At 72.4% G+C, this 24,894-nt stretch carries 13 protein-coding genes, 1 tRNA gene and 1 rRNA gene; 3 read left to right on the top strand and 12 right to left on the bottom strand.

Annotation, left to right across the window (positions count from 1 at the left end; genetic code table 11):
- Nucleotides 1-38: 38 nt before the first annotated feature.
- Nucleotides 39-899: an AraC family transcriptional regulator gene (locus CUT44_RS00485; RefSeq protein ID WP_100200075.1), complete on the bottom strand. Its 861-nt coding sequence runs from the start codon at nt 897-899 to the stop codon at nt 39-41.
- Between the two features lie 49 nt (nt 900-948).
- Between CUT44_RS00485 and CUT44_RS00490 the strand changes: the two genes are divergently transcribed.
- On the top strand, nt 949-5,751 hold the full coding sequence (locus CUT44_RS00490; RefSeq protein WP_199185523.1) for an Lhr family helicase: 4,803 nt from the start codon (nt 949-951) through the stop codon (nt 5,749-5,751).
- 120 nt (nt 5,752-5,871) lie between these two features.
- Complete coding sequence (locus tag CUT44_RS00495) at nt 5,872-6,684, top strand: DNA-formamidopyrimidine glycosylase family protein (protein WP_100200077.1); 813 nt, start codon at nt 5,872-5,874, stop codon at nt 6,682-6,684.
- 255 nt (nt 6,685-6,939) lie between these two features.
- On the opposite strand, the gene CUT44_RS00500 is transcribed toward CUT44_RS00495, so the two are convergent.
- The 8 genes from CUT44_RS00500 to CUT44_RS00535 all read right to left on the bottom strand — a co-directional run bounded on the left by CUT44_RS00500 (nt 6,940) and on the right by CUT44_RS00535 (nt 20,518).
- Entirely contained in the window at nt 6,940-7,323 is a 384-nt protein-coding gene (locus tag CUT44_RS00500) for a helix-turn-helix domain-containing protein (RefSeq protein ID WP_100200078.1), read from the bottom strand.
- Nucleotides 7,324-7,417: 94 nt separating this feature from the next.
- Nucleotides 7,418-8,020: a CinA family protein gene (locus tag CUT44_RS00505; RefSeq protein WP_100200079.1), complete on the bottom strand. Its 603-nt coding sequence runs from the start codon at nt 8,018-8,020 to the stop codon at nt 7,418-7,420.
- A complete protein-coding gene (gene pgsA / locus CUT44_RS00510) occupies nt 8,013-8,654 on the bottom strand; it encodes a CDP-diacylglycerol--glycerol-3-phosphate 3-phosphatidyltransferase (protein ID WP_100200080.1) in 642 nt (213 codons plus the stop codon). Before pgsA ends, CUT44_RS00505 begins: the two co-directional genes overlap by 8 nt.
- Entirely contained in the window at nt 8,651-10,168 is a 1,518-nt protein-coding gene (gene rimO / locus CUT44_RS00515; protein ID WP_100200081.1) for a 30S ribosomal protein S12 methylthiotransferase RimO, read from the bottom strand. The genes pgsA and rimO overlap by 4 nt, the downstream gene beginning before the upstream one ends.
- Before the next feature lie 61 nt (nt 10,169-10,229).
- The gene (locus CUT44_RS00520) at nt 10,230-11,036 is read right to left on the bottom strand and encodes a helix-turn-helix domain-containing protein (RefSeq protein ID WP_100200082.1); all 807 of its coding nucleotides are present in this window, start codon (nt 11,034-11,036) and stop codon (nt 10,230-10,232) included.
- 182 nt (nt 11,037-11,218) lie between these two features.
- Nucleotides 11,219-13,957, bottom strand: a complete 2,739-nt coding sequence (locus CUT44_RS00525) for a DNA translocase FtsK (protein ID WP_100200083.1) — start codon at nt 13,955-13,957, stop codon at nt 11,219-11,221.
- Nucleotides 13,958-14,092: 135 nt separating this feature from the next.
- Nucleotides 14,093-14,773 (bottom strand): response regulator, encoded by a 681-nt coding sequence (locus tag CUT44_RS00530; protein WP_100200084.1) that lies wholly within the window; start codon nt 14,771-14,773, stop codon nt 14,093-14,095.
- Nucleotides 14,774-15,016: 243 nt separating this feature from the next.
- A complete protein-coding gene (locus tag CUT44_RS00535) occupies nt 15,017-20,518 on the bottom strand; it encodes a HAMP domain-containing protein (RefSeq protein WP_233221037.1) in 5,502 nt (1,833 codons plus the stop codon).
- A gap of 376 nt (nt 20,519-20,894) precedes the next feature.
- On the opposite strand from CUT44_RS00535, the gene CUT44_RS00540 reads away from it, so the two are divergent.
- Nucleotides 20,895-23,543 carry a SpoIIE family protein phosphatase gene (locus tag CUT44_RS00540; protein ID WP_100200094.1) on the top strand — a complete coding sequence of 883 codons (2,649 nt, stop codon included), beginning with the start codon at nt 20,895-20,897 and terminating at the stop codon, nt 23,541-23,543.
- Nucleotides 23,544-23,615: 72 nt separating this feature from the next.
- Here the strand turns inward: CUT44_RS00540 and CUT44_RS00545 are convergent.
- From CUT44_RS00545 to rrf, 3 genes are all read right to left on the bottom strand, one after another.
- Nucleotides 23,616-23,688, bottom strand: a tRNA-Thr gene (locus CUT44_RS00545).
- A gap of 117 nt (nt 23,689-23,805) precedes the next feature.
- Nucleotides 23,806-24,522, bottom strand: a complete 717-nt coding sequence (locus CUT44_RS00550; RefSeq protein WP_332888242.1) for a DegT/DnrJ/EryC1/StrS family aminotransferase — start codon at nt 24,520-24,522, stop codon at nt 23,806-23,808.
- A 102-nt stretch (nt 24,523-24,624) separates the two neighbouring features.
- Nucleotides 24,625-24,741 (bottom strand): 5S ribosomal RNA (gene rrf, locus CUT44_RS00555).
- Nucleotides 24,742-24,894 lie beyond the last annotated feature (153 nt).

A 24,894-nucleotide genomic window follows, 5' to 3' on the forward strand; every position in this document is an offset into this window, starting at 1 on the left:
TTCCGATTGATCCTGTTCTGCTCTGGCACGGAGCGATACTACGGACGCCGCTCCCGCGCGGTCTTGTACGTTCTTGCGCGTTCCCGCTGGTAGGCGCCGGGGGGCACCCCGACGATCCGGCGGAAGTGCCGCCCCAGGTGCGGCTGGTCGGTGAAGCCGACGGCACCGGCCACCTCGGCGGGCGGCACCCCCTCCTCCAGCAGCCGCCGGGCCCGCCGGACCCGGGCGCTGGTGAGCCAGGTGTGCGGCGGCATGCCGTACCGCTCCCGGAAGGCGCGCAGCAGGGCGAACGGGCCGGTGTCCAGCTCCGCGGCGAGCCGTTCCAGGGTGGGCGGATCCGTCATCCGCGCCAGGAGGATCTCGCGGGCGCGCACTGCGGTGCCCACGCCCGCCGTACGGACCGGGCGGGACGGGAGCGGGCCGCCGTACCGCCGCAGCAGCCGGGTGACGACCACCCGCAGCAGGATGTCGGCGGCCAGGGCATCACCCTGCTCGGCCTCCCGGTGCACCTCGGTGATCAGCCGCGCGGCGTACGGATCGTGCGCCAGGGACTCGGTGAACCCCGCGGTGCCCCGCAGGCCGGTGGTCCCGGCGGCGATGGCGGCGACCGTACCGGCCGACGGGTAGAGCGTGGCGTAGGCCCAGCCCTCCGGCACCCCGGCCCGCGCGGTGTGCGCCACCTCGGGATTGATCATGACGACGGAGCCCGGCCCGGCCCGTACGGTGCCCTCCGGCAGCCCGACCTCCTCCACCCCGCCGGTGACGGCGGCGAGCACGTAGCCGCCGTGGGCGTGCGGCGGAAAGGTGTGCCGGACGTAGCGGGCGCGGAGCAGGTCGGTGTCCGGCAGCCGCTCGTACCGCCAGTGCCGCGCCCACTCCTGTGTGCCCATGGCTCCCATTCTGCGGGGGTGCGCGGCGCTGTCAGAGGGCGGGTGCAGGATGGACCCCATGGACCGGGCACCGGCTCTCGACATGTTCTCCCCCGCGACCCGGGCGTGGTTCGCGGGGGCGTTCCACGCGCCCACCGCCGCCCAGGAGGGCACCTGGCGGGCGATCGCCGAGGAGCGGGACGTGCTGGCCGTCGCCCCGACCGGCTCCGGCAAGACGCTGGCCGCCTTCCTGGCCGCCCTGGACCGGCTGGCCGCCGCGCCCCCGCCCGCCGACCCGGTCCGGCGCTGCCGGGTGCTGTACGTCTCACCGCTGAAGGCGCTGGCGGTGGACGTGGAGCGCAATCTGCGCAGCCCGCTGACCGGTATCCGGCAGGAGTCGGTGCGGCTGGGCCTGCCCGAGCCCGACATCCGGGTCGGCATCCGCTCCGGCGACACCCCGGCCGCCGAGCGCCGCGCGCTGGCCCGGCGCCCGCCGGACATCCTGATCACCACACCCGAGTCGCTGTTCCTGATGCTCACCTCCGCCACCCGCGACGCCCTGCGCGGGATCGGGACGGTGATCCTGGACGAGGTGCACGCCGTGGCCGGGACGAAGCGCGGCGCCCATCTGGCGCTCTCCCTGGAGCGGCTGGACGAGCTGCTGGACCGCCCGGCCCGGCGGATCGGCCTGTCGGCGACGGTCCGGCCGGTGGACGAGGTGGCGCGCTTCCTCTCGCCCCGGCGCGGGGCGCGGATCGTGCAGCCGGCCGCGCAGAAGGAGTTCGACCTGTCGGTGGTGGTGCCCGTGCCGGACATGGGCGAGCTGGGCGGCTCCCCGGCGCGGGAGGCGGGCGGCGAGGGCCCCGGCGGGCAGGGCGACCGGCCGTCGATCTGGCCGTCGGTCGAGGAGCGCATCGCCGACCTGGTCCAGGCCCACCGCTCGACGATCGTGTTCGTCAACTCCCGGCGGCTGGCCGAGCGGCTGTGCAACCGGCTGAACGAGATCGCGTACGAGCGGGCCACCGGCGAGCCGCTCCCCGAGGACCACTCCCCGGCCGAGCTGATGGGGGGTGCGGGGTCCGCCGGAGGCGCGCCGCCGGTGCTGGCCCGCGCCCACCACGGCTCGGTCTCCAAGGAGCAGCGGGCCCAGGTGGAGGAGGACCTCAAGGCGGGCCGGCTGCCCGCCGTGGTGGCCACCTCCAGCCTGGAGCTGGGCATCGACATGGGCGCGGTGGATCTGGTGGTCCAGGTGGAGTCCCCGCCCTCGGTCGCCTCCGGGCTGCAGCGGGTGGGCCGCGCCGGGCACCAGGTGGGCGCGGTCTCCTCCGGGGTGGTCCTCCCCAAGTACCGGGGCGATCTGGTGCAGGCGGCGGTGGTCACCGAGCGGATGCGTGAGGGGGCCATCGAGTCCCTGCGGGTGCCCGCCAACCCGCTGGACGTCCTGGCCCAGCAGCTCGTCGCCATGACCGCCCTGGACACCTGGGACGTGGACGAGCTGCTGGTGGTGGTGCGGCGCGCCGCACCCTTCGCCTCGCTGCCGGAGTCGGCGTACACCGCCGTACTGGACATGCTCGCCGGGCGGTATCCGTCCGACGCCTTCGCCGAGCTGCGCCCGCGCCTGGTCTGGGACCGGGTCGCCCACACCGTCGCCGGGCGCCCCGGGGCCCAGCGGCTGGCGGTCACCTCGGGCGGGACGATCCCCGACCGCGGGCTGTTCGGCGTCTTCCTCGCCGGTGCCGACCCGAAGAAGGGCGGCGGCCGGGTCGGGGAGCTGGACGAGGAGATGGTCTACGAGTCCCGGGTGGGCGACGTGTTCACCCTGGGCACCACGAGCTGGCGCATCGAGGACATCACCCGCGACCGCGTCCTGGTCACCCCGGCGCCCGGGGTCCCGGGCCGGCTGCCGTTCTGGAAGGGCGACCAGCTCGGCCGCCCGCTGGAACTGGGCCGGGCGCTGGGCGCGTTCCTGCGCGAGATCGGCGGCCTGTCCGCCGGGGCCGCCCGTGAGCGGCTGGCCGCGGCCGGGCTGGACGAGTGGGCCGCCGACAACGTCCTGGCCTACCTCGGCGAGCAGCGCGAGGCCTGCGGGCACGTCCCCGACGACCGCACGATCGTCGTGGAGCGCTTCCGCGACGAGCTGGGCGACTGGCGGATCGTGGTCCACTCCCCCTTCGGCGCCCAGGTGCACGCCCCCTGGGCGCTGGCGCTGGGGGCGCGGCTGACCGAGCGGTTCGGTCTGGACGCGCAGGTGATGCACGCCGACGACGGCCTGGTGCTGCGCCTGCCCGACGCCGACCTGGCGGGCTTCGGCCTCGACGACGCCTTCGGGGAGGGATTCGGCGACGGCCCCGGCGACGGACCGGGCGGCGGTTTCGGCACGGCGCCCGGTGCCGGGGCAGGTGCCGGTACGGGCCAGGGCCCCGCCGACCCCGACCAGCCGCCGGTCGGCGCCGCCGACGTCCTGTTCGACCGGGACGAGGTGGAGCGGATCGTCACCGACCGGGTCGGCGGCTCGGCCCTGTTCGCCGCGCGGTTCCGCGAGTGCGCCGCCCGCGCCCTGCTGCTCCCCCGCCGCGATCCCGGCAGGCGCACCCCGCTGTGGCAGCAGCGGCAGCGCGCCGCCCAGCTGCTGGAGGTGACCAGCGAGTTCGGTTCCTTCCCCATCGTCCTGGAGGCCGTGCGCGAGTGTCTGCAGGACGTCTTCGACGTCCCCGGGCTCACCGAGCTGATGGGGGACGTCGAGGCGCGCCGGGTGCGTCTGGTGGAGGTCACCACGCCCGAGCCGTCCCCGTTCGCCCGCTCCCTGTTGTTCGGCTATGTGGCGCAGTACCTCTACGAGGGCGACTCGCCGCTCGCCGAGCGCCGGGCCGCCGCGCTGTCGCTGGACTCCCGGCTGCTGGCCGAGCTGCTGGGCCGGGCCGAGCTGCGCGAGCTGCTCGATCCGGAGGTGCTGGCCGAACTGGAGCGCGAGCTGCAGTGGCTCCCCGCGGCGGGAGGGACGGGGGCGGACGGCGGGGTCCGCCGGATCAAGGACGCCGAGGGCGTCGCCGACGCGCTGCGCGTCCTGGGCCCGCTCACCGACGCCGAACTGGCCGGACGAGGTGCCGAGCCGGAGTGGGTACGGGAGCTGGCCCGGGCCCGCCGCGCCATCGAGATCCGTATCGCGGGCCGGGAGCACTGGGCGGCGATCGAGGACGCCGGACGGCTGCGCGACGCCCTCGGCGCGGCACTGCCCGTCGGCGTGCCGGAGGCGTTCACCGAGCCCGTCCCCGATCCGCTGGGCGATCTGCTGGCCCGTTACGCCCGCACCCGCGGCCCGTTCACCACGTCCCGGGCCGCCGGGCGCTTCGGGCTGGGCAGCGCCGTCGCCGACGGCGCGCTGCACCGGCTGGCGGCCGCCGGCCGGCTGGTCCAGGGCGAGTTCCATCCCTCCGGCACCGAGCAGGAGTGGTGCGACGCCGGTGTGCTGCGGAGGTTGCGCCGCCGGTCCCTGGCTGCGCTGCGCCAGGAGCTGGAACCGGTGCCGCCCGCGGCGCTCGCCGCCTTCCTCCCCCAGTGGCAGCAGCTGGGCGAGCAGCCGGGCACGGGCGGTCTGCGCGGCGCGGACGGACTGCTGCGCGCCGTCGAGCAGCTCCAGGGCGCGCCCGTGCCGGCCTCCGCCCTGGAGAAGCTGGTACTGCCTTCCCGGGTCACCGGCTACCACCCGGCGATGCTGGACGAGCTGACCGCCACCGGAGAGGTGGTCTGGGCGGGCGCGGGCGCGCTGCCCGGCAAGGACGGCTGGGTCCGCCTCCTGCTCGCCGACGCAGCTCCCCTGCTGCTGCCGCCCCCGCACCCGCTGGAGACGGGCGAGCTCCACGGGGCCGTGCTGGACACGCTCTCGGGCGGGTACGGGCTGTTCTTCCGGCAGATCGCCGAGCGGGTCCGCGCCGCCGGCCACCAGGCGCCCGACCCGGAACTGGCCGAGGTCCTGTGGGAGCTGGCCTGGTCCGGGCACCTCACCAACGACACTCTCGCCCCGCTGCGCGCCCTGCTCGGTTCCGGCCGCACCGCCGGGGCCACGGCGCACCGCGCCAGGCGGAGCACCCCCCGGGGCCGGTACGGCACCCTGACGGCGCTGTCCTCCCCGGCTTCGTCGGCCTCCCTCTCCGCCCGCCGTCCCACCGCCTCCCGGAGCGGCCCGCCGACCGTGGCGGGCCGCTGGTCGCTGCTGTCCGAGCGGGAGGACGACCCCACTCTCCGCGCCCATGCCCTGGCCCGCACCCTGCTGGACCGGCACGGGGTGGTCACCCGGGGGGCGGTCGCCGCCGAGGGGGTGGAGGGCGGTTTCTCGGCCGCGTACCGCGTGCTGTCGGTCTTCGAGGAGAGCGGCCAGGCCCGGCGCGGCTATGTGGTGGAGGGCCTGGGCGCCGCGCAGTTCGCCGTGGACGGCGCGGTGGACCGGCTGCGCGCGATCGCCGCGGCCCGCGAGAAGCCGGCGGGCGCCCGGCCGCGCGCCGTCGTGCTCGCCGCCGCCGACCCGGCCAACGCCTACGGTGCCGCGCTGCCCTGGCCCGAGCCGCCGTCCGCCGAAGGCACGGCGGGCGGCCGGAGCACTGCCCACAAACCGGGCCGCAAGGCGGGTTCCCTGGTGGTCCTGGTCGACGGCGAGCTGGTCCTCTACCTGGAGCGGGGCGGCAGGACGCTGCTGGCCTGGCGGGACGGGGGCCCGTCGCTGGACGCCGCGGTCGAGGCGCTGGCCGGTGCCGCCCACCGGGGGGTGCTGGGCACCGTCACCGTGGAGCGTGCCAACGGCTCCCCCGTACTGGGCTCACCGCTCGGCCGCGCCCTGGAGGCGGCGGGCTTCCACGCCACCCCGCGCGGGCTGCGGCTGCGCGCCTGACGTCCGCCGGCGGGCCGGGGCGGCAGGCGGCGTGCCACAGTGGGAGCGGCGGGCATACGCCGCGGCCGTACGTCCGGCCCGGTGGCCCGCGGACGAGGACGAGGAGGGAGAGCTCTTCCCATGCCCGAGGGGGACACCGTCTGGCGCACGGCCCGGCAGCTGCACCGCGCGCTGTCGGGAGCCCCACTGGTCCACTGCGATCTACGGGTGCCCCGGCTGGCCACCACCGATCTGGCCGGCCGCGAGGTGCTGGAGACCCTCCCGCGCGGCAAGCACCTCCTGACCCGCTTCGAGGGTGGCCTGACGCTCCACTCCCATCTGCGGATGGACGGCGCCTGGCGCACCTATGCCGCCGGTGGGCGGTGGCGCGGCGGCCCGGGACACCAGATCCGCGCCGTCCTGGCCACCGCGGCGCGGACCGCCGTGGGCTACCGCCTCCCCGTCCTGGAACTGCTGCGCACCACCGAGGAGGACCGGGTGGTGGGCCATCTCGGCCCGGATCTCCTCGGCCCCGACTGGGACCCGGCCGAGGCACTGCGGCGGCTGCTCTCCGACCCCGGCCGACCGCTCGCCGAGGCGCTGCTCGACCAGCGCAACCTGGCCGGGATCGGGAACGTCTTCGCGGCGGAGCTGTGCTTCCTGGTACGGGCCGGCCCCTGGCTTCCGATCGGCGTGCTTCCCTCCCCCGAGCGCCTGCCCGCCCTGGCCAGGAAGCTGCTGGAGGTCAACAAGGACCGGCCCCGGCGCGTCACCACCGGTGGTGTCCCCGGCCGGAGCAGCGGTCTGTGGGTGTACGGCCGTGCGGGGAGTCCGTGTCTGCGCTGCGGCACCACCGTCCGCAGCCGGCTGCCCGACCCGTCCGACGGGCAGCGTCTGGCGTACTGGTGCCCGGGCTGCCAGACGGGGCCCGCCCCGGCCCCGTCCTCCCGCTGACCGCCCGGGGGACACCGCGGGACGGCCCCCGCCGTGCCGTTCCGCGCGCCACCGCGGACCGCGTGGAACGGCACCTGTCCGTACCCCTCGCCAGCCCTTGCCACCCCTTGCCGGGACTGTGCCCACGTGCCGCCCGCTGCCCGCCCGCCGGATCCGGCACACGGGAGAGCACGGACCGCCATGGGCCCGGCCCGGTCTTCTCGACCGGGCCGGGCCCATGGCGGTTTGTTCCGGCGTGTGCTCAGTGCGCGCCGGTCAGGCGGCGACGACGTCGACGGCTTCCGTGGGCGCCTTGATGGTCACCCGCTCCTCCGGGCGGCCCGTGACCGACGTCACGGACACCGGGTTGAGAACGGGGCGGCGCATCGGCGCGGGCACCGTGTCGCTCGCCGCGGACTGCGCCAGCTCCGCGAGCGCCAGTTCGTCACTGACCTCCCGCATCAGCTCGGACATCCGCACGTCCAACGCCTCGCAGATCGACGCGAGCAGTTCGGAGGAAGCCTCCTTCTGCCCCCGCTCGACCTCCGAGAGGTAGCCGAGCGAAACCCGGGCGGATGAGGAGACTTCGCGCAGGGTACGGCCCTGGCGCTGGCGCTGCCGACGCAGCACGTCACCCAGCAGGCGACGGAGCAGAATCATCGGTGGCTCCCTCCTAGGACCGCTGACCCGGATCCTTCATGCCCCACCGTACCGCCTACAACCGCGGCCGTGCGGGGAGCGATGCTGTGTTCACTCAGGGCTGCAAACATCCATTCCCCCCACTGTGTTCCGTATCCTTTGTCGCCGCATTTTCCACAAGTTCGCTCAAGAACAGCCGGATCACCGCGCATACGCTCCCGGCCCGGATTCCCGCCCGGTCCCCTTCCAGGTCCAGGGAAAGCGCCACGGGTGCGGTGTCCGGACCGGCGACCGCCACATGGACCCTGCCGACCGGCTGTCCGTCCTGCGGCTCGGGACCCGCGACCCCGGTCGTCGCCAGGCCCCAGTCCGTGCCCAGCACCCGCCGTACGCCGGCCGCCATCTGGCGGGCCACCTCGGGGTCGACCGCGCCCCGCTCCGCCAGCAGGTCCGCGTCCACGCCCAGCACCCGGTGCTTGACCTCGGTGGCGTAGGCGGTCACCGAACCGCGGACGGTCGCCGAGGCGCCGGGGGCGGCCGTCAGCTCGGCGGCGACCAGCCCGCCGGTGAGCGACTCGGCGGCGGCGACGGTCTGGCCGCGGTCGGCGAGCAGCTTCAGGGCCTGTGCGGTCTCCCCGGTGTCCCCGACGGTCTCGGGCGCCTCGGGGGACTCGGGGGTCTCGGGGGACTCGACGATTCCGGCGCGCTCGTCACTCATGGCCGTCCTCCGCCGCCGTCCCGGCCCGCCGCAGGACCACGGCCTGCCGTACGTAGTCCAGACCGGTGCCCACCGTCAGGACCACGGCCAGGGCCATCACCCACCAGCGCAGGGTGGCCAGCGGCCCGGTCAGCGCCAGGATGTACATGCCCACCGCGATTCCCTGGGCGAGGGTCTTCAGTTTTCCGCCGCGGCTGGCCGGGATGACACCGTGCCGGATCACCCAGAAGCGCATCAGCGTGATGCCGAGTTCCCGGAGGAGGATCACCACCGTCACCCACCAGGGCAGGTCGGAGAGCGCCGAGAGGCAGATCAGCGCCGCGCCCATGATCGCCTTGTCCGCGATCGGATCGGCGATCTTGCCGAAGTCCGTGACCAGGTTGTACCGCCTGGCCAGCTCTCCGTCGAAAAGGTCCGTGATCATGGCGACGGTGAAGGCCGCCCAGGCGAAGGAGCGCCAGGCCGGATCGTGCCCGCCGTCGGCGAGCATCAGGAACACGAAGCCCGGCACCAGCAGCAGCCGGATCATCGTGAGGATGTTGGCGATGTTCCACAGACCCGCCTTGCGGGCGGCCGCCCTCTCCGGTCCCGCCGTTGTTCCGCCCCTCGCCGCAGAGGCCGGGATGTCCGTCATGCAGTACCCGCCTCCTCATTCCGGGGGCGCCCCCGGACGACGTCCGGGAACGGCTCGGCAACGAGATCCACACCCTCGCTCGCCACCACCTTCGCTTCGACCAGTTGTCCCACGGAGAACCCCGAGGAGGCGCCCTGGCCGGTGAGGAACACCTGCCCATCGGTCTCGGGTGCCTGGTGCTCCCCTCGTCCGACCGGCCCGTCCTCCTCGTCCACCGACTCGACCAGCACCCGTACGGTCTCGCCGACGCGCTCCTCCGCGCGCTGCGCGGTCAGCTCCTCGGCCAGCCGGGAGACGCGGTCCAGCCGCTCGGCCACCGTCTCCGGGTCGGTCTTGTCCTCGTAGGTCGCCGCTTCGGTACCTTCCTCGTCCGAGTACCCGAAGACACCGATCGCATCCAGCCTCGCCTCGGTCAGAAAACGCTCCAGCTCGGCCAGGTCCGCCTCGGTCTCACCGGGGAAGCCCACGATGAAGTTCGACCGGACGCCCGCCTGCGGCGCCCCGGCGCGGATGGTCCGGAGCAGTTCCAGGAAGCGCTCGGTGTCGCCGAAGCGGCGCATGGCGCGCAGTACGCCCGGGGCCGAGTGCTGGAAGGACAGGTCGAAGTAGGGGGCGACCTTCTCGGTCCCGGTCAGGACGTCGATCAGGCCGGGGCGCAGCTCGGCGGGCTGCAGGTAGCTGACCCGGATCCGCTCGACGCCGTCCACGGCGGCGAGCTCGGGCAGCAGTGTCTCCAGCAGCCGGATGTCGCCGAGGTCCTTGCCGTAGGAGGTGTTGTTCTCGGAGACCAGCATGATCTCCTTCACCCCCTGCCCGGCCAGCCACCGGGTCTCGGTCAGCACGTCGGAGGGACGGCGGGAGACGAAGGACCCGCGGAAGGAGGGGATGGCGCAGAACGAGCACCGCCGGTCGCAGCCCGAGGCCAGCTTCACCGAGGCGACCGGGCTGCTGCCCAGCCTGCGCCGCAGCGGCGCCCGCGGTCCGGAGGCCGGGGCCAGCCCGTCGGGCAGGTCGGCGGGGGGCGCGGGCACCGCGCCGTGTCCGGGCAGTGCGACATCGGCGCCCTGCCGCTCGGCCGGACTGATCGGCAGCAGTCTGCGCCGGTCACGAGGGGTGTGCGGAACGTGCGACCCTCCGGCGAGGATGGTCTGCAGCCGCTCGGAGATGTCGGTGTAGTCGTCGAAGCCGAGCACTCCGTCGGCCTCGGGCAGCGCCTCGGCGAGCTCCTTGCCGTAGCGCTCCGCCATGCAGCCGACGGCGACCACGGCCCTGGTGCGGCCGCCCGCCTCGGACGCGGCCGTCTTGAGGTCGTTCGCCTCCAGCAGGGCGTCGACGGAGTCCTTCTTGGCGGCCTCGACGAAACCGCAGGTGTTGACGACGGCGACGTCCGCGTCGGCGGCGTCCTCGACGAGTTCCCAGCCGTCCGCCGCCAGACGGCCCGCGAGCTCCTCCGAGTCCACCTCGTTACGGGCGCAGCCAAGGGTGACGAGTGCGACGGTACGGCGTTCAGGCATGGCCTCAGCCTACTTCGTCCCGGTCACGCCCCCCGCCCGCAGGGTTCCTCCGTCCCGCCGCTCAGCCCTGCTCGGGATCGCCCTTGGTGTAGCTGACCCGCTGCACCTGACCGTTCTCGCCGGCCCTGCCGACCTCCTTGCCGTTGACATAGAGGGTGACCGCGCCCGCGTTGCCGAGGACCAGGTTGATCTGCTCGTCGTCGGTGAAGGTCCGCGACTCGCCGTCCTTGAGGACGTTCTCCTCCAGCAGCCGTCCGTCGTGGCCCTCGGCGGAGAACCAGCTCTGTCCGTCCTCGGCCACCAGCTTGACCGTGACCTTGTCCGCCGGGGCGGCGGCGATGGCGCTGTCGGACTCGGTCGGGCCCGGGGCCGGCTTGCGGTCGGCGGGCTTGGCCGGATCCGTGGTCCCGGTGGGTTCGGGGACCTCCTGCCGGGCGGTCGGAGGACGCTCCGCGTCGTCGTCGCCGGTGAACAGGGTGAAGCCGACGAAGCCGACCACCGCCACGATCGCCGCGACCATGGCCGCGGTCCAGTTGGGGCGGGACGGCTCGGGACGGATGCGCTCCGCCTCGAAGAGGGTGGCCGCCGGGGTCGGCTCCGGGCGCCCGCCGTGTTCGGCGTCGTACCGCGCCAGCAGCTCCTCCGGATCGAGACCGACGACCTTGGCCAGGGTGCGGAGATGCCCCCGGGCGTAGACGTCGCCCCCGCACCGGGAGAAGTCGTCCTGCTCGATGGCGTGCACGATCGGGACGCGGATACGGGTGGCGGTACTGACTTCGTCGACCGTCAGCCGTGCGTCGATACGGGCCTGCTGAATCGCCTGACCGACGGAAGGCCGGTCTTCTGGGGAGGAGTTGCCGATGGACACGAGGGCGCCTTTCGAGCGTGAGCCACCTGCTGGGTACTCAGTCTAAAGGGGGTGCTGAAGGGTCGGGCAAGCGGGCGGGAGGAGTCTGTCCGCCATAGGGATGGGCTTGCCCGCCCGCCGGCGGCCACATGCCCCGATCTTCCCCCCGATTGACGCCTTGCCAGGAGAAATGGTTGCCCCTCTCACCCCTGCGGGTGATCCTCTCCCCGGATCATCGCCAGCACCTCGTCCAGTTCGTCGGGCTTGACCAGTACGTCCCTGGCCTTCGACCCCTCGCTCGGGCCCACCACTCCGCGCGACTCCATGAGATCCATCAGCCGGCCCGCCTTGGCGAACCCGACCCGCAGCTTCCGCTGGAGCATCGAGGTGGAACCGAACTGCGTGTTGACCACCAGCTCGGCCGCCTGGCACAGCAGGTCGAGATCGTCACCGATCTCCTCGTCGATCTCCTTCTTCCTGCTCTGTCCGGCGACGACGTCGTCACGGAAGACCGGGGCCATCTGCTTCTTGCAGTGCGCGACGATGCCCTCGACCTCCTCCTCGGTGACATAGGCGCCCTGCATACGGGTGGGCTTGCCCGCCCCCATCGGCAGGAACAGGCCGTCGCCCTTGCCGATCAGCTTCTCGGCACCCGCCTGGTCGAGAATGACCCGGCTGTCGGCGAGCGAGGAGGTGGCGAAGGCGAGCCGGGAGGGCACGTTCGCCTTGATCAGGCCGGTGACGACATCGACGGAGGGGCGCTGGGTGGCCAGCACCAGATGGATTCCCGCGGCACGGGCGAGCTGGGTGATCCGCACGATCGCGTCCTCGACGTCGCGCGGCGCGACCATCATCAGGTCGGCCAGCTCGTCCACGATCACCAGCAGGTACGGGTAGGGGGCGAGCTCCCGCTCGCTGCCCTCGGCCGCCGTCACCTTGCCGGACCGCACCGCCGCGTTGAAGTCGTCGATGTGCCGGAAGCCGTAGGCGGCCAGGTCGTCGTAGCGCAGGTCCATCTCGCGCACGACCCACTGCAGGGCCTCGGCGGCCTTCTTCGGGTTGGTGATGATCGGGGTGATCAGGTGCGGGATGCCCTCGTACGCGGTCAGCTCGACCCGCTTGGGGTCCACCAGCACCATCCGGACGTCCTCGGGAGTGGCGCGCACCATCACCGAGGTGATCAGGCAGTTGATGCAGGAGGACTTTCCGGACCCGGTGGCGCCCGCGACCAGGATGTGCGGCATCTTCGCCAGATTGGCGGTGACGTAGCCCCCCTCGACGTCCTTCCCGAGCCCGACCAGCATCGGATGCTCGTCACCCGCCGCGTCGGCCAACCGCAGCACGTCACCGAGCTTGACCATCTCGCGGTCGGTGTTGGGAATCTCGATACCGACCGCCGACTTCCCCGGAATGGGACTGATGATCCGCACATCCGGGCTGGCGACGGCGTAGGCGATGTTCTTGGCCAGCGCGGTGATCTTCTCGACCTTGACCGCCGGGCCGAGCTCGATCTCGTAGCGGGTGACCGTCGGCCCGCGGGTGAAGCCGGTGACGGCGGCATCCACCTTGAACTCCGCGAACACCGTGGTCAGTGACGCGACGACCGCGTCGTTCGCGGCGCTGCGGGTGCGTCCCGGGCCGCCGCGTTCCAGCAGGTCCAGCGACGGCAGCGCGTAGGTGACGTCCCCCGACAGCTGGAGCTGTTCGGCGCGCGGCGGCAGGGCGTCGGCGGGCTCGGGGGGCGGCGTCCTGGTCAGGTCCGGTACGGCGCCGCCCGCCGCCGACTGCTTCCGGCCCCCGGCCTCCGGGACGGCCGGAGCGGCCGGCGCCTGCGGAGCGGCCGGTCCGGCCGGCGCGGTGCCGGTGCGCTCGTGCTCGTCCCGCTCCGTGCGGACCCCGTTGCTGAGGTCGGCGACCAGCGGCGAGGGCTGCACCCCGTGCAGGACGGCGCCCTCCAGCTGGGCGGCCGCGGCGGCGGCCAGGTCCACGGCGCCCCGGGAGTCCCGGGAACCGTCCGGGGCGGTACGGCGGGAGCGGCGGCCGTCCAGTGCCCGCTTCTCGGCCTGGAAGGCGTCGTCGGCGTCCTTGCGGAGGTTCGCCCGCCGCGGCCGGACGGGCCGGGGCTCGTCGTCGGGGAACTCCTCGTGACCGCCGGCCGCCGGATCGTCCGCCGCCACCAGGCCGAGGCGTATGCCCAACTGCCTCAGCCGCTGCGGAATGGCGTTGACGGGGGTCGCGGTGACGACGAGCAGCCCGAAGACGGTGAGCAGCAACAGCAGGGGCACCGCCAGAACTTCGCTGACGGTGAGGACCAGCGGTTTGGAGGCGGCCCAGCCGATCAGGCCGCCCGCGTCGCGCACCGCCCCGGTGTCCCCGCCTCGTCCGGGTGAGCCGCAGGCGATGTGCACCAGGCCCAGGACGCCGACGGCCAGGGCCGAGAGCCCGATGACGATGCGCCCGTTGGCCTCGGGCTTCTCGGGATGCCGCATCAACCGTACGGCGACGGCGCCCAGCAGTATCGGGACCACCAGGTCGAGACGGCCGAAAGCGCCGGTGACCAGCATCCCGACCAGCTCGCCGACCGGACCCTGCAGATTGGACCAGGTGCCGGCCGCGACCACCAGGGCGATGCCGAGCAGCAGCAGGGCGAGTCCGTCCTTGCGGTGTGCGGGGTCCAGGCCTCTGGCTCCGCGGCCTATGCCCCGCAGCAGGGCGCCGACAGCATGCGCGAGACCGAGCCACAGGGCCCTGACCAGGCGGTAGACGCCGTTCGTGGGTGACGGCGCGGGCTTCGGGGGCGCCTTGGGCGCCGCCTTCTTCGCCGCCGCCCGTCTCGCCGGGGGCTTCCCCGGCGCGGAGGGCCTCGATGCCGGGGCCTTCCTGGCAGCGGCCTTCTTCGCGGGCGCCTTCTTGGCGGCCTTGCCGGACGTACGTGAGGCCATGGTGCCGAGGTTACCCGTGACAGCCCGCCAAGACACGGACCGAAGTGGCGGATGGTACGGGCGCGACCGGTGCGGCGCACCCGACACCCCGTCAGAACGCGGCGGCCGACCGGGAGGCCGCCGGACGGACGGTGGTCAGTTCTGCGAGGGAAGCGAGGCCGGCCGGCCGCCGCTGCCCGGCTCCAGAGCGTCGAGCGCCCGCCGCAGACCGGAGAGTTTGCGCTCCAGGTGGGCGGCCGTGGCGACCGCCGCGGCGTCCGCGGAGTCGTCCAGGTGCTTGGAGAGCGCCTCGGCCTGCTCCTCCACCGCCGCCAGCCGCGCGGAGAGTTCGGCCAGCACGCCCGAGGACGATCCCCCGCCGCCGTCTCCGTCCGCGCCCCGGCCCTCCGTCTGCAGCCGCAGCAACTCGGCCTGCTCGCGCAGTTGGACGTTCTTCATGTACAGCTCGACGAAGACCGAGACCTTCGCCCGCAGCACCCACGGGTCGAACGGCTTGGAGATGTAGTCCACGGCACCGGCCGCGTAGCCGCGGAAGGTGTGGTGCGGACCGTGGTTGATCGCGGTCAGGAAGATGATGGGGATGTCCCGGGTACGCTCGCGCCGCTTGATGTGGGCCGCGGTCTCGAAACCGTCCATGCCCGGCATCTGCACGTCCAGCAGGATGACCGCGAAGTCGTCCGTGAGCAGCGCCTTCAGCGCCTCCTCCCCTGACGATGCCCGCACCAGCGTCTGATCCAGCGCGGAGAGGATCGCCTCCAGCGCCAGCAGATTCTCCGGCCGGTCATCGACCAGGAGGATCTTGGCCTTCTGCACCATGGCCCGTCCTCCTCGCCCGGGCAGCGTCCTCGACGCCACCACCGGGAACGACTCTTTTACGCCGCCCGCCCTTGTGCCGGTCATGGTAGCCCCACCTCGTGGCCCACCACACCCTGTCACCGAGATGTCACTGTGCACGCAGCCAGAACGCCGCGGGCGGTCCGAAGGTTCCCCGATTGCAGCACTTCACACGTAATGCTCTCCGGCCCGCCGCACGTCCCGTGCCCCCGGAACCATCGCACATCACTCCGCCCCCATCCACTGCGCCATGACCGACAGCAGGTGATCGGTGTCCACCGGTTTGGTGACGTAGTCCGACGCCCCGGCCTGGATGCTCTTCTCCCGGTCCCCCTTCATCGCCTTCGCGGTCAGGGCGATGATCGGCAGTCCGGCGAACTGCGGCATCCGCCGGATCGCCGTGGTCGTGGCGTATCCGTCCATCTCCGGCATCATGATGTCCATCAGGACGACCGCCACGTCGTCGTGCTGCTCCAGCATCTCGATGCCCTCGCGCCCGTTCTCGGCGTAGAGCACCTGCAGGCCGTTCTGCTCCAGCACGCTGGTGAGCGCGAAGACGTTGCGGATGTCGTCGTCGACGATGAGCACCTTCTCACCACCGAAGGCGCGGACCGGACGCTCCCGGGCCGGCTGCCGGCCGTTGTCCTGCTGCCAGGCGGGCCCGGCGCCGGGCTCCCCGGAATCACCGCGCTCACCGCGCTCCGTCTCCTGCCGCGTCGGCCGCTTCCCCGGCATCGGCAGGGGAAGCATACGGCGGCGGGAGGCGAGTGCCGCCGCGGCGCGTTCCGCGGCGGGTACGTCCAGCGCGTGGTCCGTCTCCCGGCCCGTGTCCTCCCCGGCACCGGACTCGGCCCCGACCGTCCGGTCGGTCTCCGGGGCACCGGACTGCGGGTGGCCCGCGGAGGCCTGGTCGACCGGGGGCAGAGGCAGGTAGAGGGTGAAGGTCGAGCCTCGGCCCGGCTCGCTGACCGCGTGGATCTCGCCGCCGAGCAGCCGCGCGATCTCCCGGCTGATGGACAGCCCCAGCCCCGTACCACCGTACTTGCGGCTGGTCGTGCCGTCCGCCTGCTTGAACGCCTCGAAGATCACCCGCATCTTGCTCTGCGCGATCCCGATGCCGGTGTCGGTCACCGAGAAGGCGATCAGCTCGGAGTCGGGGTCGCGCAGCGAGCCGTGCTCCAGCATCTGGTCGCGGATCGCCTCCGGCACGTCCGACCCGGCCGAGCGGATCACCAGCTCCACGGCACCGCCGTCGGTGAACTTCACCGCGTTCGACAGCAGGTTGCGCAGCACCTGGAGCAGCCGCTGCTCGTCGGTGTGGAGGGTCGGAGGCAGCTCCGGCGAGACCCGCACCGAGAAGTCGAGCCCCTTCTCCGCGGTGAGCGGCCGGAAGGTCGCCTCGACGTAGTCCACGAGCTGGACCAGCGCGATGCGGGTCGGGCTGACATCCATCTTGCCCGCCTCGACCTTCGACAGGTCCAGGATGTCGTTGATCAGCTGGAGCAGGTCGGAACCCGCACCGTGGATCGTCTCGGCGAACTCCACCTGTTTGGGCGTCAGGTTGCCCTCCGCGTTGTCGGCCAGCAGCTTGGCCAGGATGAGCAGCGAGTTCAGCGGGGTCCGCAGCTCGTGCGACATGTTCGCCAGGAACTCGGACTTGTAGCGCATCGAGACCGCGAGCTGCTCGGCACGCTCCTCCAGGACCTGCCGGGCGTCCTCGATCTCGGAGTTCTTGATCTCGATGTCGCGGTTGGTCTTGGCCAGCAGCGCAGCCTTCTCCTCCAGCTCCTGGTTGGAGTCCTCCAGCGCCTTCTGCCGGCTCTCCAGCTCCACGGAGCGCTCCTGGAGCTGCTCGGCCAGCTCCTGCGACTGCCGCAGCAGCACCTCCGTCTTGGTGTTGACGCTGATGGTGTTGACGCTGGTGGCGATCATCTCGGCGATCTGGTTCAGGAAGTCCTTCTGGATCTGGTTGAAGGGCTGGAAGGAGGCCAGTTCGATGACGCCGAGCACACTGCCCTCGAACAGCAGCGGCAGCACGACCACGTTGGCGGGCGGTGCCTCGCCGAGTCCGGAGGAGATCTTCAGGTAGCCGGGCGGGGCGTGCTCGACCAGGATCGTGCGCTTCTCCTCCGCCGCGGTCCCCACCAGGGACTCGCCCGGCCGGAACATGGTGGGCATGGTGCTCTGGGAGTAGCCGTAGCCGCCGATCATCCGCAGCTCGTACGCGCCGTCCTCACCCGCTCCGACCCCGACCTCCTGGTTCGCGCCGGTGGGGGCGGCCACGAAGAAGGCGCCGTGCTGGGCGGAGACCACCGGGGTCAGCTCGCTCATGATCAACCGCGCCACGTCCGCCAGGTCGCGGCGGCCCTGCATCAGACCGGAGATACGGGCGAGGTTGCCCTTGAGCCAGTCCTGCTCCTGGTTGGCGAGCGTGGTCTCGCGCAGGGTGGCGATCATGGTGTTGATGTTGTCCTGGAGCGCCAGGATCTCGCCCGCGGCGTCCACGTCGATCTTCACGTTGTGGTCGCCCCGGGTCACCGCGGCGGCCACCCCGGCGATGCTGCGGACCTGGGCGGTGAGGTTGCCCGCCATCTCGTTCACCGACTCGGTGAGGTCCTTCCAGGTGCCGGAGACGCCGTCGACCCGCGCCTGACCGCCCAGCCGCCCCTCGGTGCCCACCTCACGGGCGACCCTGGTCACCTGCTCCGCGAACGAGGAGAGCTGGTCCACCATCGTGTTGATGGTGGTCTTCAGCTCCAGGATCTCGCCGCGCGCGTCGATGTCGATCTTCTTGGTGAGGTCACCCCGGGCGATCGCGGTGGTGACCTGGGCGATGTTGCGGACCTGGCCGGTGAGGTTGGAGGCCATCGAGTTGACGGACTCCGTCAGGTCCTTCCAGGTACCCGACACCCCGGGCACATGCGCCTGGCCGCCCAGGATGCCCTCCGTACCCACCTCACGCGCCACTCGCGTCACCTGCTCGGCGAACGAGGACAGCGTCTTCACCATGGTGTTGACGGCGTCGGCGAGCTGGGCCACCTCGCCGCTCGCCTCGACGGTCACCTTCTTGGTCAGGTCGCCGTTGGCGACCGCCGTCGCGACCTGGGAGATGTTGCGCACCTGGTTCGTCAGGTTCGACGCCATCAGGTTGACGTTCTCGCTCAGGTCCTTCCAGATGCCCGTGACACCCGGCACGTGCGCCTGGCCGCCGAGCATGCCCTCGGTACCCACCTCGCGGGCCACCCGGGTGACCTGCTCCGCGAACGAGGACAGCTGGTCCACCATCGTGTTCACGGTCGTCACCAGGGCGAGGATCTCGCCCTTGGCGTCGACGGTGATCTTCTTCGACAGGTCGCCCCGGGCGACCGCGGTGGTGACCTCGGCGATGTTGCGCACCTGGGAGGTCAGGTTGTTCGCCATGCCGTTGACGGACTGGGTGAGGTCCTTCCAGGTGCCGGAGACCCCCTCCACCTCCGCCTGGCCGCCCAGGATGCCCTCGGTGCCCACCTCACGGGCCACCCTGGTCACCTGCTCCGCGAACGAGGACAGCTGGTCCACCATCGTGTTCAGGGTGTTCTTCAGCTCCAGGATCTCGCCCCGGGCGTCGACCTCGATCTTCTGCGACAGATCACCGCGCGCCACCGCGGTGGCGACCTGGGCGATGTTGCGGACCTGGCCGGTGAGGTTCCCGGCCATGCCGTTGACCGAGTCGGTCAGATCACGCCACACGCCCGCCACCCCGGGCACCTGCGCCTGGCCCCCCAGCCGCCCCTCGGTGCCCACCTCACGGGCGACCCTGGTCACCTGCTCCGCGAAGGAGGAGAGCTGGTCCACCATCGTGTTCAGGGTGTTCTTCAGCTCCAGGATCTCGCCCCGGGCGTCGACCTCGATCTTCTGCGACAGATCACCGCGCGCCACCGCCGTCGTCACCTGCGCGATGCTGCGGACCTGCGCGGTGAGGTTGCCCGCCATGGAGTTGACGGAGTCCGTCAGGTCCTTCCAGGTGCCGGAGACGCCGTCGACCCGCGCCTGACCGCCCAGCCGGCCCTCGGTGCCCACGTCCCGGGCGACCCTGGTGACCTGCTCCGCGAAGGCCGAGAGCTGGTCGACCATCCGGTTGACGGTGTTCTTCAGCTGGAGCATCTCGCCGGAGACGTCCACGGTGACCTTCTGCGACAGGTCACCGTTCGCCACCGCCGTCGTCACCTGCGCGATGTTGCGGACCTGGCCGGTGAGGTTGCGGAACGCGGTGTTCACCGAGTCCGTCAGGTCCTTCCAGGTGCCCGCCGCGCCCGGCACCTGCGCCTGGCCCCCCAGCTCGCCCTCCACACCGATCTCCCGGGCCACCCGGGTGACCTCGGAGCCGAAGGCGGAGAGCTGGTCCACCATCGTGTTGACGGTGTTCTTCAGCTCCAGCATCTCGCCGGAGACGTCCACGGTGACCTTCTGCGACAGATCTCCGCGCGCCACCGCCGTCGTCACCTGCGCGATGTCCCGCACCTGCGCCGTGAGGTTGCGGAACGCGGTGTTCACCGAGTCCGTCAGGTCCTTCCAGGTGCCCGACGCGCCCGGCACCTGCGCCTGGCCGCCGAGGACACCCTCGGTACCCACCTCGCTGGCCGCCCGCGTCACCTCGTCCGCGAACGTCCGCAGCGTCTCGGTCATCGTGTTGATGGTCTCGGCGAGCTGGGCCACCTCGCCGCGTGCGTTGACCGTGACCTTCTGCGACAGGTCGCCGTTCGCGACGGCGGTCGTCACCCGGGCGATCTCACGCACCTGGGAGGTGAGATTGCCCGCCATCGTGTTGACGGAGTCCGTCAGGTCCTTCCACACTCCCCCGGCGCCCGGCACCCGCGCCTGGCCGCCCAGCTCGCCCTCGGTGCCCACCTCGCGCGCCACCCGCGTCACCTCGGACTGGAAGGCCGAGAGCTGGTCCACCATCGTGTTGACGGTGTTCTTCAGCTCCAGCATCTCCCCGGCCACGTGCACCGTGACCTTGCGCGACAGGTCGCCCTTGGCGACCGCGGTCGTCACCAGCGCGATGTCGCGGACCTGGGCGGTCAGCCGGGAGGCCATGGTGTTGACGGAGTCCGTCAGGTCCTTCCAGGACCCGGACATCCCGCGCACCCGCGCCTGACCGCCCAGCTTGCCCTCGGTACCGACCTCGCTGGCGACCCGTGTCACCTCGTCGGTGAACGTCGAGAGCTGGTCGACCAGCCCGTTGACCGTGCGCCCGACCTTCAGGAACTCGCCCCGCAGCGGCTGAGTCGTCCCGTTCGGGCCCTGGACCCGCAGGTCCATCCGCTGCTCCAGATCGCCCTCGGCCACCGCCGACAGCACCCGGCCGACCTCGGAGACCGGCCGCACCAGATCGTCCACCAGCGCGTTCGACGCGTCGATGGCCGCTTCCCAGGCCCCCTCGCAGGCACCGGTCTCCAGGCGCTCGGTCAGCTTGCCGTCCCGGCCGACCACCCGGCGCACCCGGGCCAGCTCGCTGGTCAGATGGAGGTTCCGCTCCGCGACCTCGTTGAACACGGCCGCGATCTCGGCCATCGGACCGCTGCCGGCGACGGTGAGGCGCTTGCGGAAGTTCCCGTCCCGCATCGCCTCGAGCGCGGTCAGCAGCCGCCGGACCGAGGCCGCGTCCACCTCGACCGTCCCGTCGGCCCGGGATCGTCCGCCTTTCGTGCGCGTGCTGGCACCTCGCACCGCTCCGCCAGACTGCACCGTGTTCCTCCCGCTGGGTCGAACGTTCCGCCCGGGCATTTCACATCGAGCGCTCCCAGTGTTTCACCATGGTGGAACCAGGCGATAACAGTTCGGCAGCATCGCACACCGCCGACCGACCGCCTCAGGGGGGAAACACCCGCATCCGGGGCCCGCTCGCACTGCGAACGTAAGTAACCTGGCATCCGGCTGTCCATCCGTCCCGGTCCACCGGGGCCAGGACCGTGACGGTTATGTGATCACGACGGGTATGCGGAGGGGCGCTGCGGTGAACGAGGCGAGTGCCGGGCAGGGGCTGGCCGCGGTGGCGGTGGGCGCCCAGCGGGCACCTGTGACACCGGCGCGCGCGGGCGGCGGCAACAGCGACGGAACAGCCATGGGGAGAACAGTGATCACGGCGCGAGCTGCGGCTACCTTCGAGCCGGTCGGACGCTCGGTGGCGGCTGCCCGCGCCTTCGTACGCGACACCCTCCAGGGGTGGGGACTGGCCGACATCGTCGACGACGCCGTCGTCCTCACCAGCGAACTCGTCACCAACGCCGTCGTCCACGCCGGGACCGCCGCCGACGTCCGCTGTCTGCGCGACGGGGACAGCGGTGTGCGTGTCGAGGTCGTCGATCGCTACCCGGACCGGGGACTGCCCGTCCAGGATCTCGGCCACCACTACGGCGACCCCGACCGCGAGGGAGGCCGTGGCCTGCTGCTGTGCGCCTCGCTCGCCGACCGCTGGGGAGTGGACTACACCGCCACCGACAAACGCGTCTGGTTCCGGCTCGACCTCCCCGAACGCCCGGTCGGCACCCGCAGCGCCGGGCCGGTGCTCCCCGACAGCGTCCTGCCCGTCACCGACACCCGGGTCCGCGTCGCCGTGGTACAGGTCGACCGGAGCGGCACCGTCTCCTCCTGGAACGACGACGCCCGTGAGCTGTTCGGCTACCCGGCGGAACAGGTCACCGGAAAACCGCTGACCGACCTGGCCGCCTGGCCCCACACCCCCGGCACCGGCACCGGCGTCGCCGAGGCCCTGGCCATGTCCCGCTGGGAGGGCTCGTACGGCATCCGCTGCGCCGACGGCCGCACCATCCCGGTCTACGCCTCCCATCTGCGCGTCCGCGACGCGGACGGCGAACCCTCCACCGTCTGCCTGCTGGTGCGCGACCACGAGCGCGCGGTGCTGCAGTCCCCGTCGCGCGGCGCGGCCTCCGACAGCGCCGGCGCCGCCGAACGCCGGGAACGCGGCGGCACCGACTCCTTCGACGTCTTCATCGGCTCCCCGCCGCCGGACGACCTCGACGGCCTCCTCCAGCGCACCGTCGAACGCGCCCGCGACACGCTCGACGGCGACGCCGCCTTCCTCCTGCTGGCCACCGACGACGAGACCGAACTGGAGGTGCGCGCCACCACCGGTCTGCCCGCCGCCCGCCAGCGCTTCGCCCGCGTCCCCGTCGAGGCGGGCAGCGGCCGCTACGGCTCGGCCCGGATGCCCTCGGTCCACGAGGACCTCAGCGCCGTGCCCGGTGCGGTCCCGCTGCTGGAGGGCACGGGCATGCGCTCGGTCGTCACCGTCCCGCTGAAGGTCGAGGGGCGGCTGACCGGCTCGCTCGGCGTCTCCGCGGAGGCGCCCGGCCGGTACACCAACGAGGAGGCCCTGCGACTGCAGTTCGCCGCGGACCGGATCGCGCTCGCCGTGGAGTCCGCGCGGCTGACCGAGCTGGAGCGGCTGCGCCGCGGCTCGCTGTCCTTCCTCGTCGAGGCCTCCGACCTGCTCGCCGGCACTCTCGACCGGGACCAGACGCTCGCCCTGATGGCCCAGATGACGGTTCCCACCCTCGCCTCCTGGTGCGCCGTCTACACCATCGCCGAGCAGCAGACCGAGCCCGAGCTGTCATACGTCCTGCACGAGGACGAGGAACGCATCGACGGCCTCAAGGCGCTGCTGGCCAAGGTCCCCCCGCCCGACCCGGTGCCCGCCCCGGGCGCCCGGCTGTGGAGCGCCCCCGGTGACGCGGCGCACTCCACCGCGCTGCGCACCTCCCTGCGCAGCCTGGGTCTGGACCACACCGGCCTGTCCGGCAGCCGCTCCACCGGCGGCGGTACCGGCACCACCCTCGCCACCGCCTCCGCGGTCGGCGGAGAGACGGTGGTCCTGCCGCTGGTGGCCCGCAACCGCGTCATCGGCCTGCTGACGCTGGGCAAGCCCTCCGACGAGCGCTTCCGCCAGGAGATCCTGGAGCTCGCCGAGGACCTCTCCCGCCGGGCCGCCCTCGCCCTGGACAACGCCCGCCTCTACAGCGAGCGGACCGCCATCAGCCAGTCCCTCCAGCGCAGTCTGCTGCCGCCCGAACTTCCCGAGGTGCCCGGTGTCGAGGTCGAGGTCATCTACCGTGCCGCGGGCGAGGGCAACGAGGTCGGCGGCGACTTCTACGACCTGTTCCCCATCCGCGACGGCGCGTACGGCTTCGCCATCGGCGACGTCTGCGGCACCGGTCCCGAGGCCGCGGCGGTCACCGGCCTCGCCCGCCACGCACTGCGGCTGCTGGCCCGTGAGGGGCTCGGCGGCCCGGCCGTGCTGGAGCGCCTCAACGCCGCGATCCTCGACGAGGGGGCCCGCAGCCGCTTCCTGACCCTGCTCTACGGCGAGCTGTGGCCGAACCCGCAGGGCGGTGCCACTCTCAAGGTCGTCTGCGCGGGACACCCGCTGCCGCTGCGGCTCCGGCAGAACGGCACCGTCGAGTCGGCCGCCGAGCCGCAGCCACTGCTCGGTGTGCTGGAGGACCTCGAACTTTACGAGGAGACGGTCAGCCTCGACCCGGGCGATGTCCTGCTGTGCGTCACCGACGGGGTGACCGAGCGCCGCGAGGGCGACCGGATGCTGGGAGACGACGGCCTCGCGGAAGTCCTCACCACCTGCACGGGCCTGACGGCGGGCGCCGTCGCCGCGCGCATCATGCGCGCCGTGGAACGCTTCGCGGCGGACGCCCCCTCCGACGACATGGCGATCCTCGCGATGCGCGTCCCGGAGTGACACCGCGGACGAGAACGGAAAAGGAAAGCAACGAAGGCCCCCGCCGTGTGGCGGGGGCCTTCCGATTGTCCGAGCCCCAATACGGAATCGAACCGTAGACCTTCTCCTTACCATGGAGACGCTCTGCCGACTGAGCTATTGGGGCCAGCAGCGGGATAGATCATACCCGACTCGCGGGATCCTTCCGACCACGCGTTCGTCCCGCCCACGGACCGGGATTCCGCCGGAGAACTCCGAGGTGCCCGCGCTGAGGTGCCCGCGCTCAGCAGGCGGGCTCCGCCAGCAGTCCGCCCAGCGCGTTGCAGGCCGAGACGATCCGCTGCAGCTCACGACGGGACATGGCGGCGTCCAGCGGCAGCGCCAGGCACTCCTCCGCCGCCCGCTCGGCCTCGGGCAGCCACACGTCCGTCCGAAACTCCGGCAGCCGGTGCAGCGGCGTCCGCACCGGTACCCGGCACGCCACCCCGCGTGCCCGCAGCGCCTGCTTGAAGGCGTCCCGGTCGGGCCGCCCGTTGCCCGGCACCCGCACCACGTACTGCTCGTAGACATGCCGTACACCGGCTGCCACGAACGGGACGACCACGCCGGTCAGCCGGGAGCTCAGGAACTCCGCATGCTGCCGACGCCGTGCGGCCTCCACCGAGGACACGGCCGCTCCGGCGTCCGGCTCGATCACCTTCAGGCCGTGCTGCTGCGCCAGCGCACGCAGACAGACCATGTCCGCGGGGTGGCCGAAGAGGTGAACGGGAACTATGGCCGCGGTCCGCTCACTCAGTACGGTGGCGGCGGAAGCCGGGTCGAGGCAGAGACTCGCCGGTTCGATGTCCGCGAAGACCGGCAGCGCTCCGGCATTCCGTACCGCGGCCGCGATCTCACCAGTGCAGTAGGCCGACACGACGACCTCGTCCCCGACGCCTATGCGCTGCTCCGCAAGCCTCGACCGCAGTGTGTCGGCCGGTGTCCTCGTCCCCATCACCATGGCGACGATGCTGAAGGTCCCACGTGAACTGCCGGTGACGGGAACAAAAAAGGCTGTGGTCTCCGGAACGAATTCCGGAGACCACAGCCTCGTTCACGATTTGTTCGGCGGCGTCCTACTCTCCCACACGGTCCCCCATGCAGTACCATCGGCGCTGAAGAGCTTAGCTTCCGGGTTCGAAATGTAACCGGGCGTTTCCCCTCCGCCATGACCACCGAAACACGATGAAACCTCACATCAAACCAGCCCCCGAACACGGGGGAACAGGTCGCGGTCTCAGAACCCGCACAGTGGACGCAAGCAGCCATGGACAAGTCCTCGGCCTATTAGTACCAGTCAACTCCACCCCTCACAGGGCTTCCATATCTGGCC

This window comes from Streptomyces carminius (assembly GCF_002794255.1).
GTDB lineage: Bacteria > Actinomycetota > Actinomycetes > Streptomycetales > Streptomycetaceae > Streptomyces > Streptomyces carminius.

What these genes read in the sequence shown, in the direction of transcription:
- CUT44_RS00485 (WP_100200075.1), bottom strand. Translation starts at nt 899, where the DNA reads ATGGGAGCCATGGGCACACAGGAGTGGGCGCGGCACTGGCGGTACGAG.
- CUT44_RS00490 (WP_199185523.1), top strand. Translation starts at nt 949, where the DNA reads ATGGACCGGGCACCGGCTCTCGACATGTTCTCCCCCGCGACCCGGGCG.
- CUT44_RS00495 (WP_100200077.1), top strand. Translation starts at nt 5,872, where the DNA reads ATGCCCGAGGGGGACACCGTCTGGCGCACGGCCCGGCAGCTGCACCGC.
- CUT44_RS00500 (WP_100200078.1), bottom strand. Translation starts at nt 7,323, where the DNA reads ATGATTCTGCTCCGTCGCCTGCTGGGTGACGTGCTGCGTCGGCAGCGC.
- CUT44_RS00505 (WP_100200079.1), bottom strand. Translation starts at nt 8,020, where the DNA reads ATGAGTGACGAGCGCGCCGGAATCGTCGAGTCCCCCGAGACCCCCGAG.
- pgsA (WP_100200080.1), bottom strand. Translation starts at nt 8,654, where the DNA reads ATGACGGACATCCCGGCCTCTGCGGCGAGGGGCGGAACAACGGCGGGA.
- rimO (WP_100200081.1), bottom strand. Translation starts at nt 10,168, where the DNA reads ATGCCTGAACGCCGTACCGTCGCACTCGTCACCCTTGGCTGCGCCCGT.
- CUT44_RS00525 (WP_100200083.1), bottom strand. Translation starts at nt 13,957, where the DNA reads ATGGCCTCACGTACGTCCGGCAAGGCCGCCAAGAAGGCGCCCGCGAAG.
- CUT44_RS00530 (WP_100200084.1), bottom strand. Translation starts at nt 14,773, where the DNA reads ATGGTGCAGAAGGCCAAGATCCTCCTGGTCGATGACCGGCCGGAGAAT.
- CUT44_RS00540 (WP_100200094.1), top strand. Translation starts at nt 20,895, where the DNA reads ATGGGGAGAACAGTGATCACGGCGCGAGCTGCGGCTACCTTCGAGCCG.
- CUT44_RS00550 (WP_332888242.1), bottom strand. Translation starts at nt 24,522, where the DNA reads ATGGTGATGGGGACGAGGACACCGGCCGACACACTGCGGTCGAGGCTT.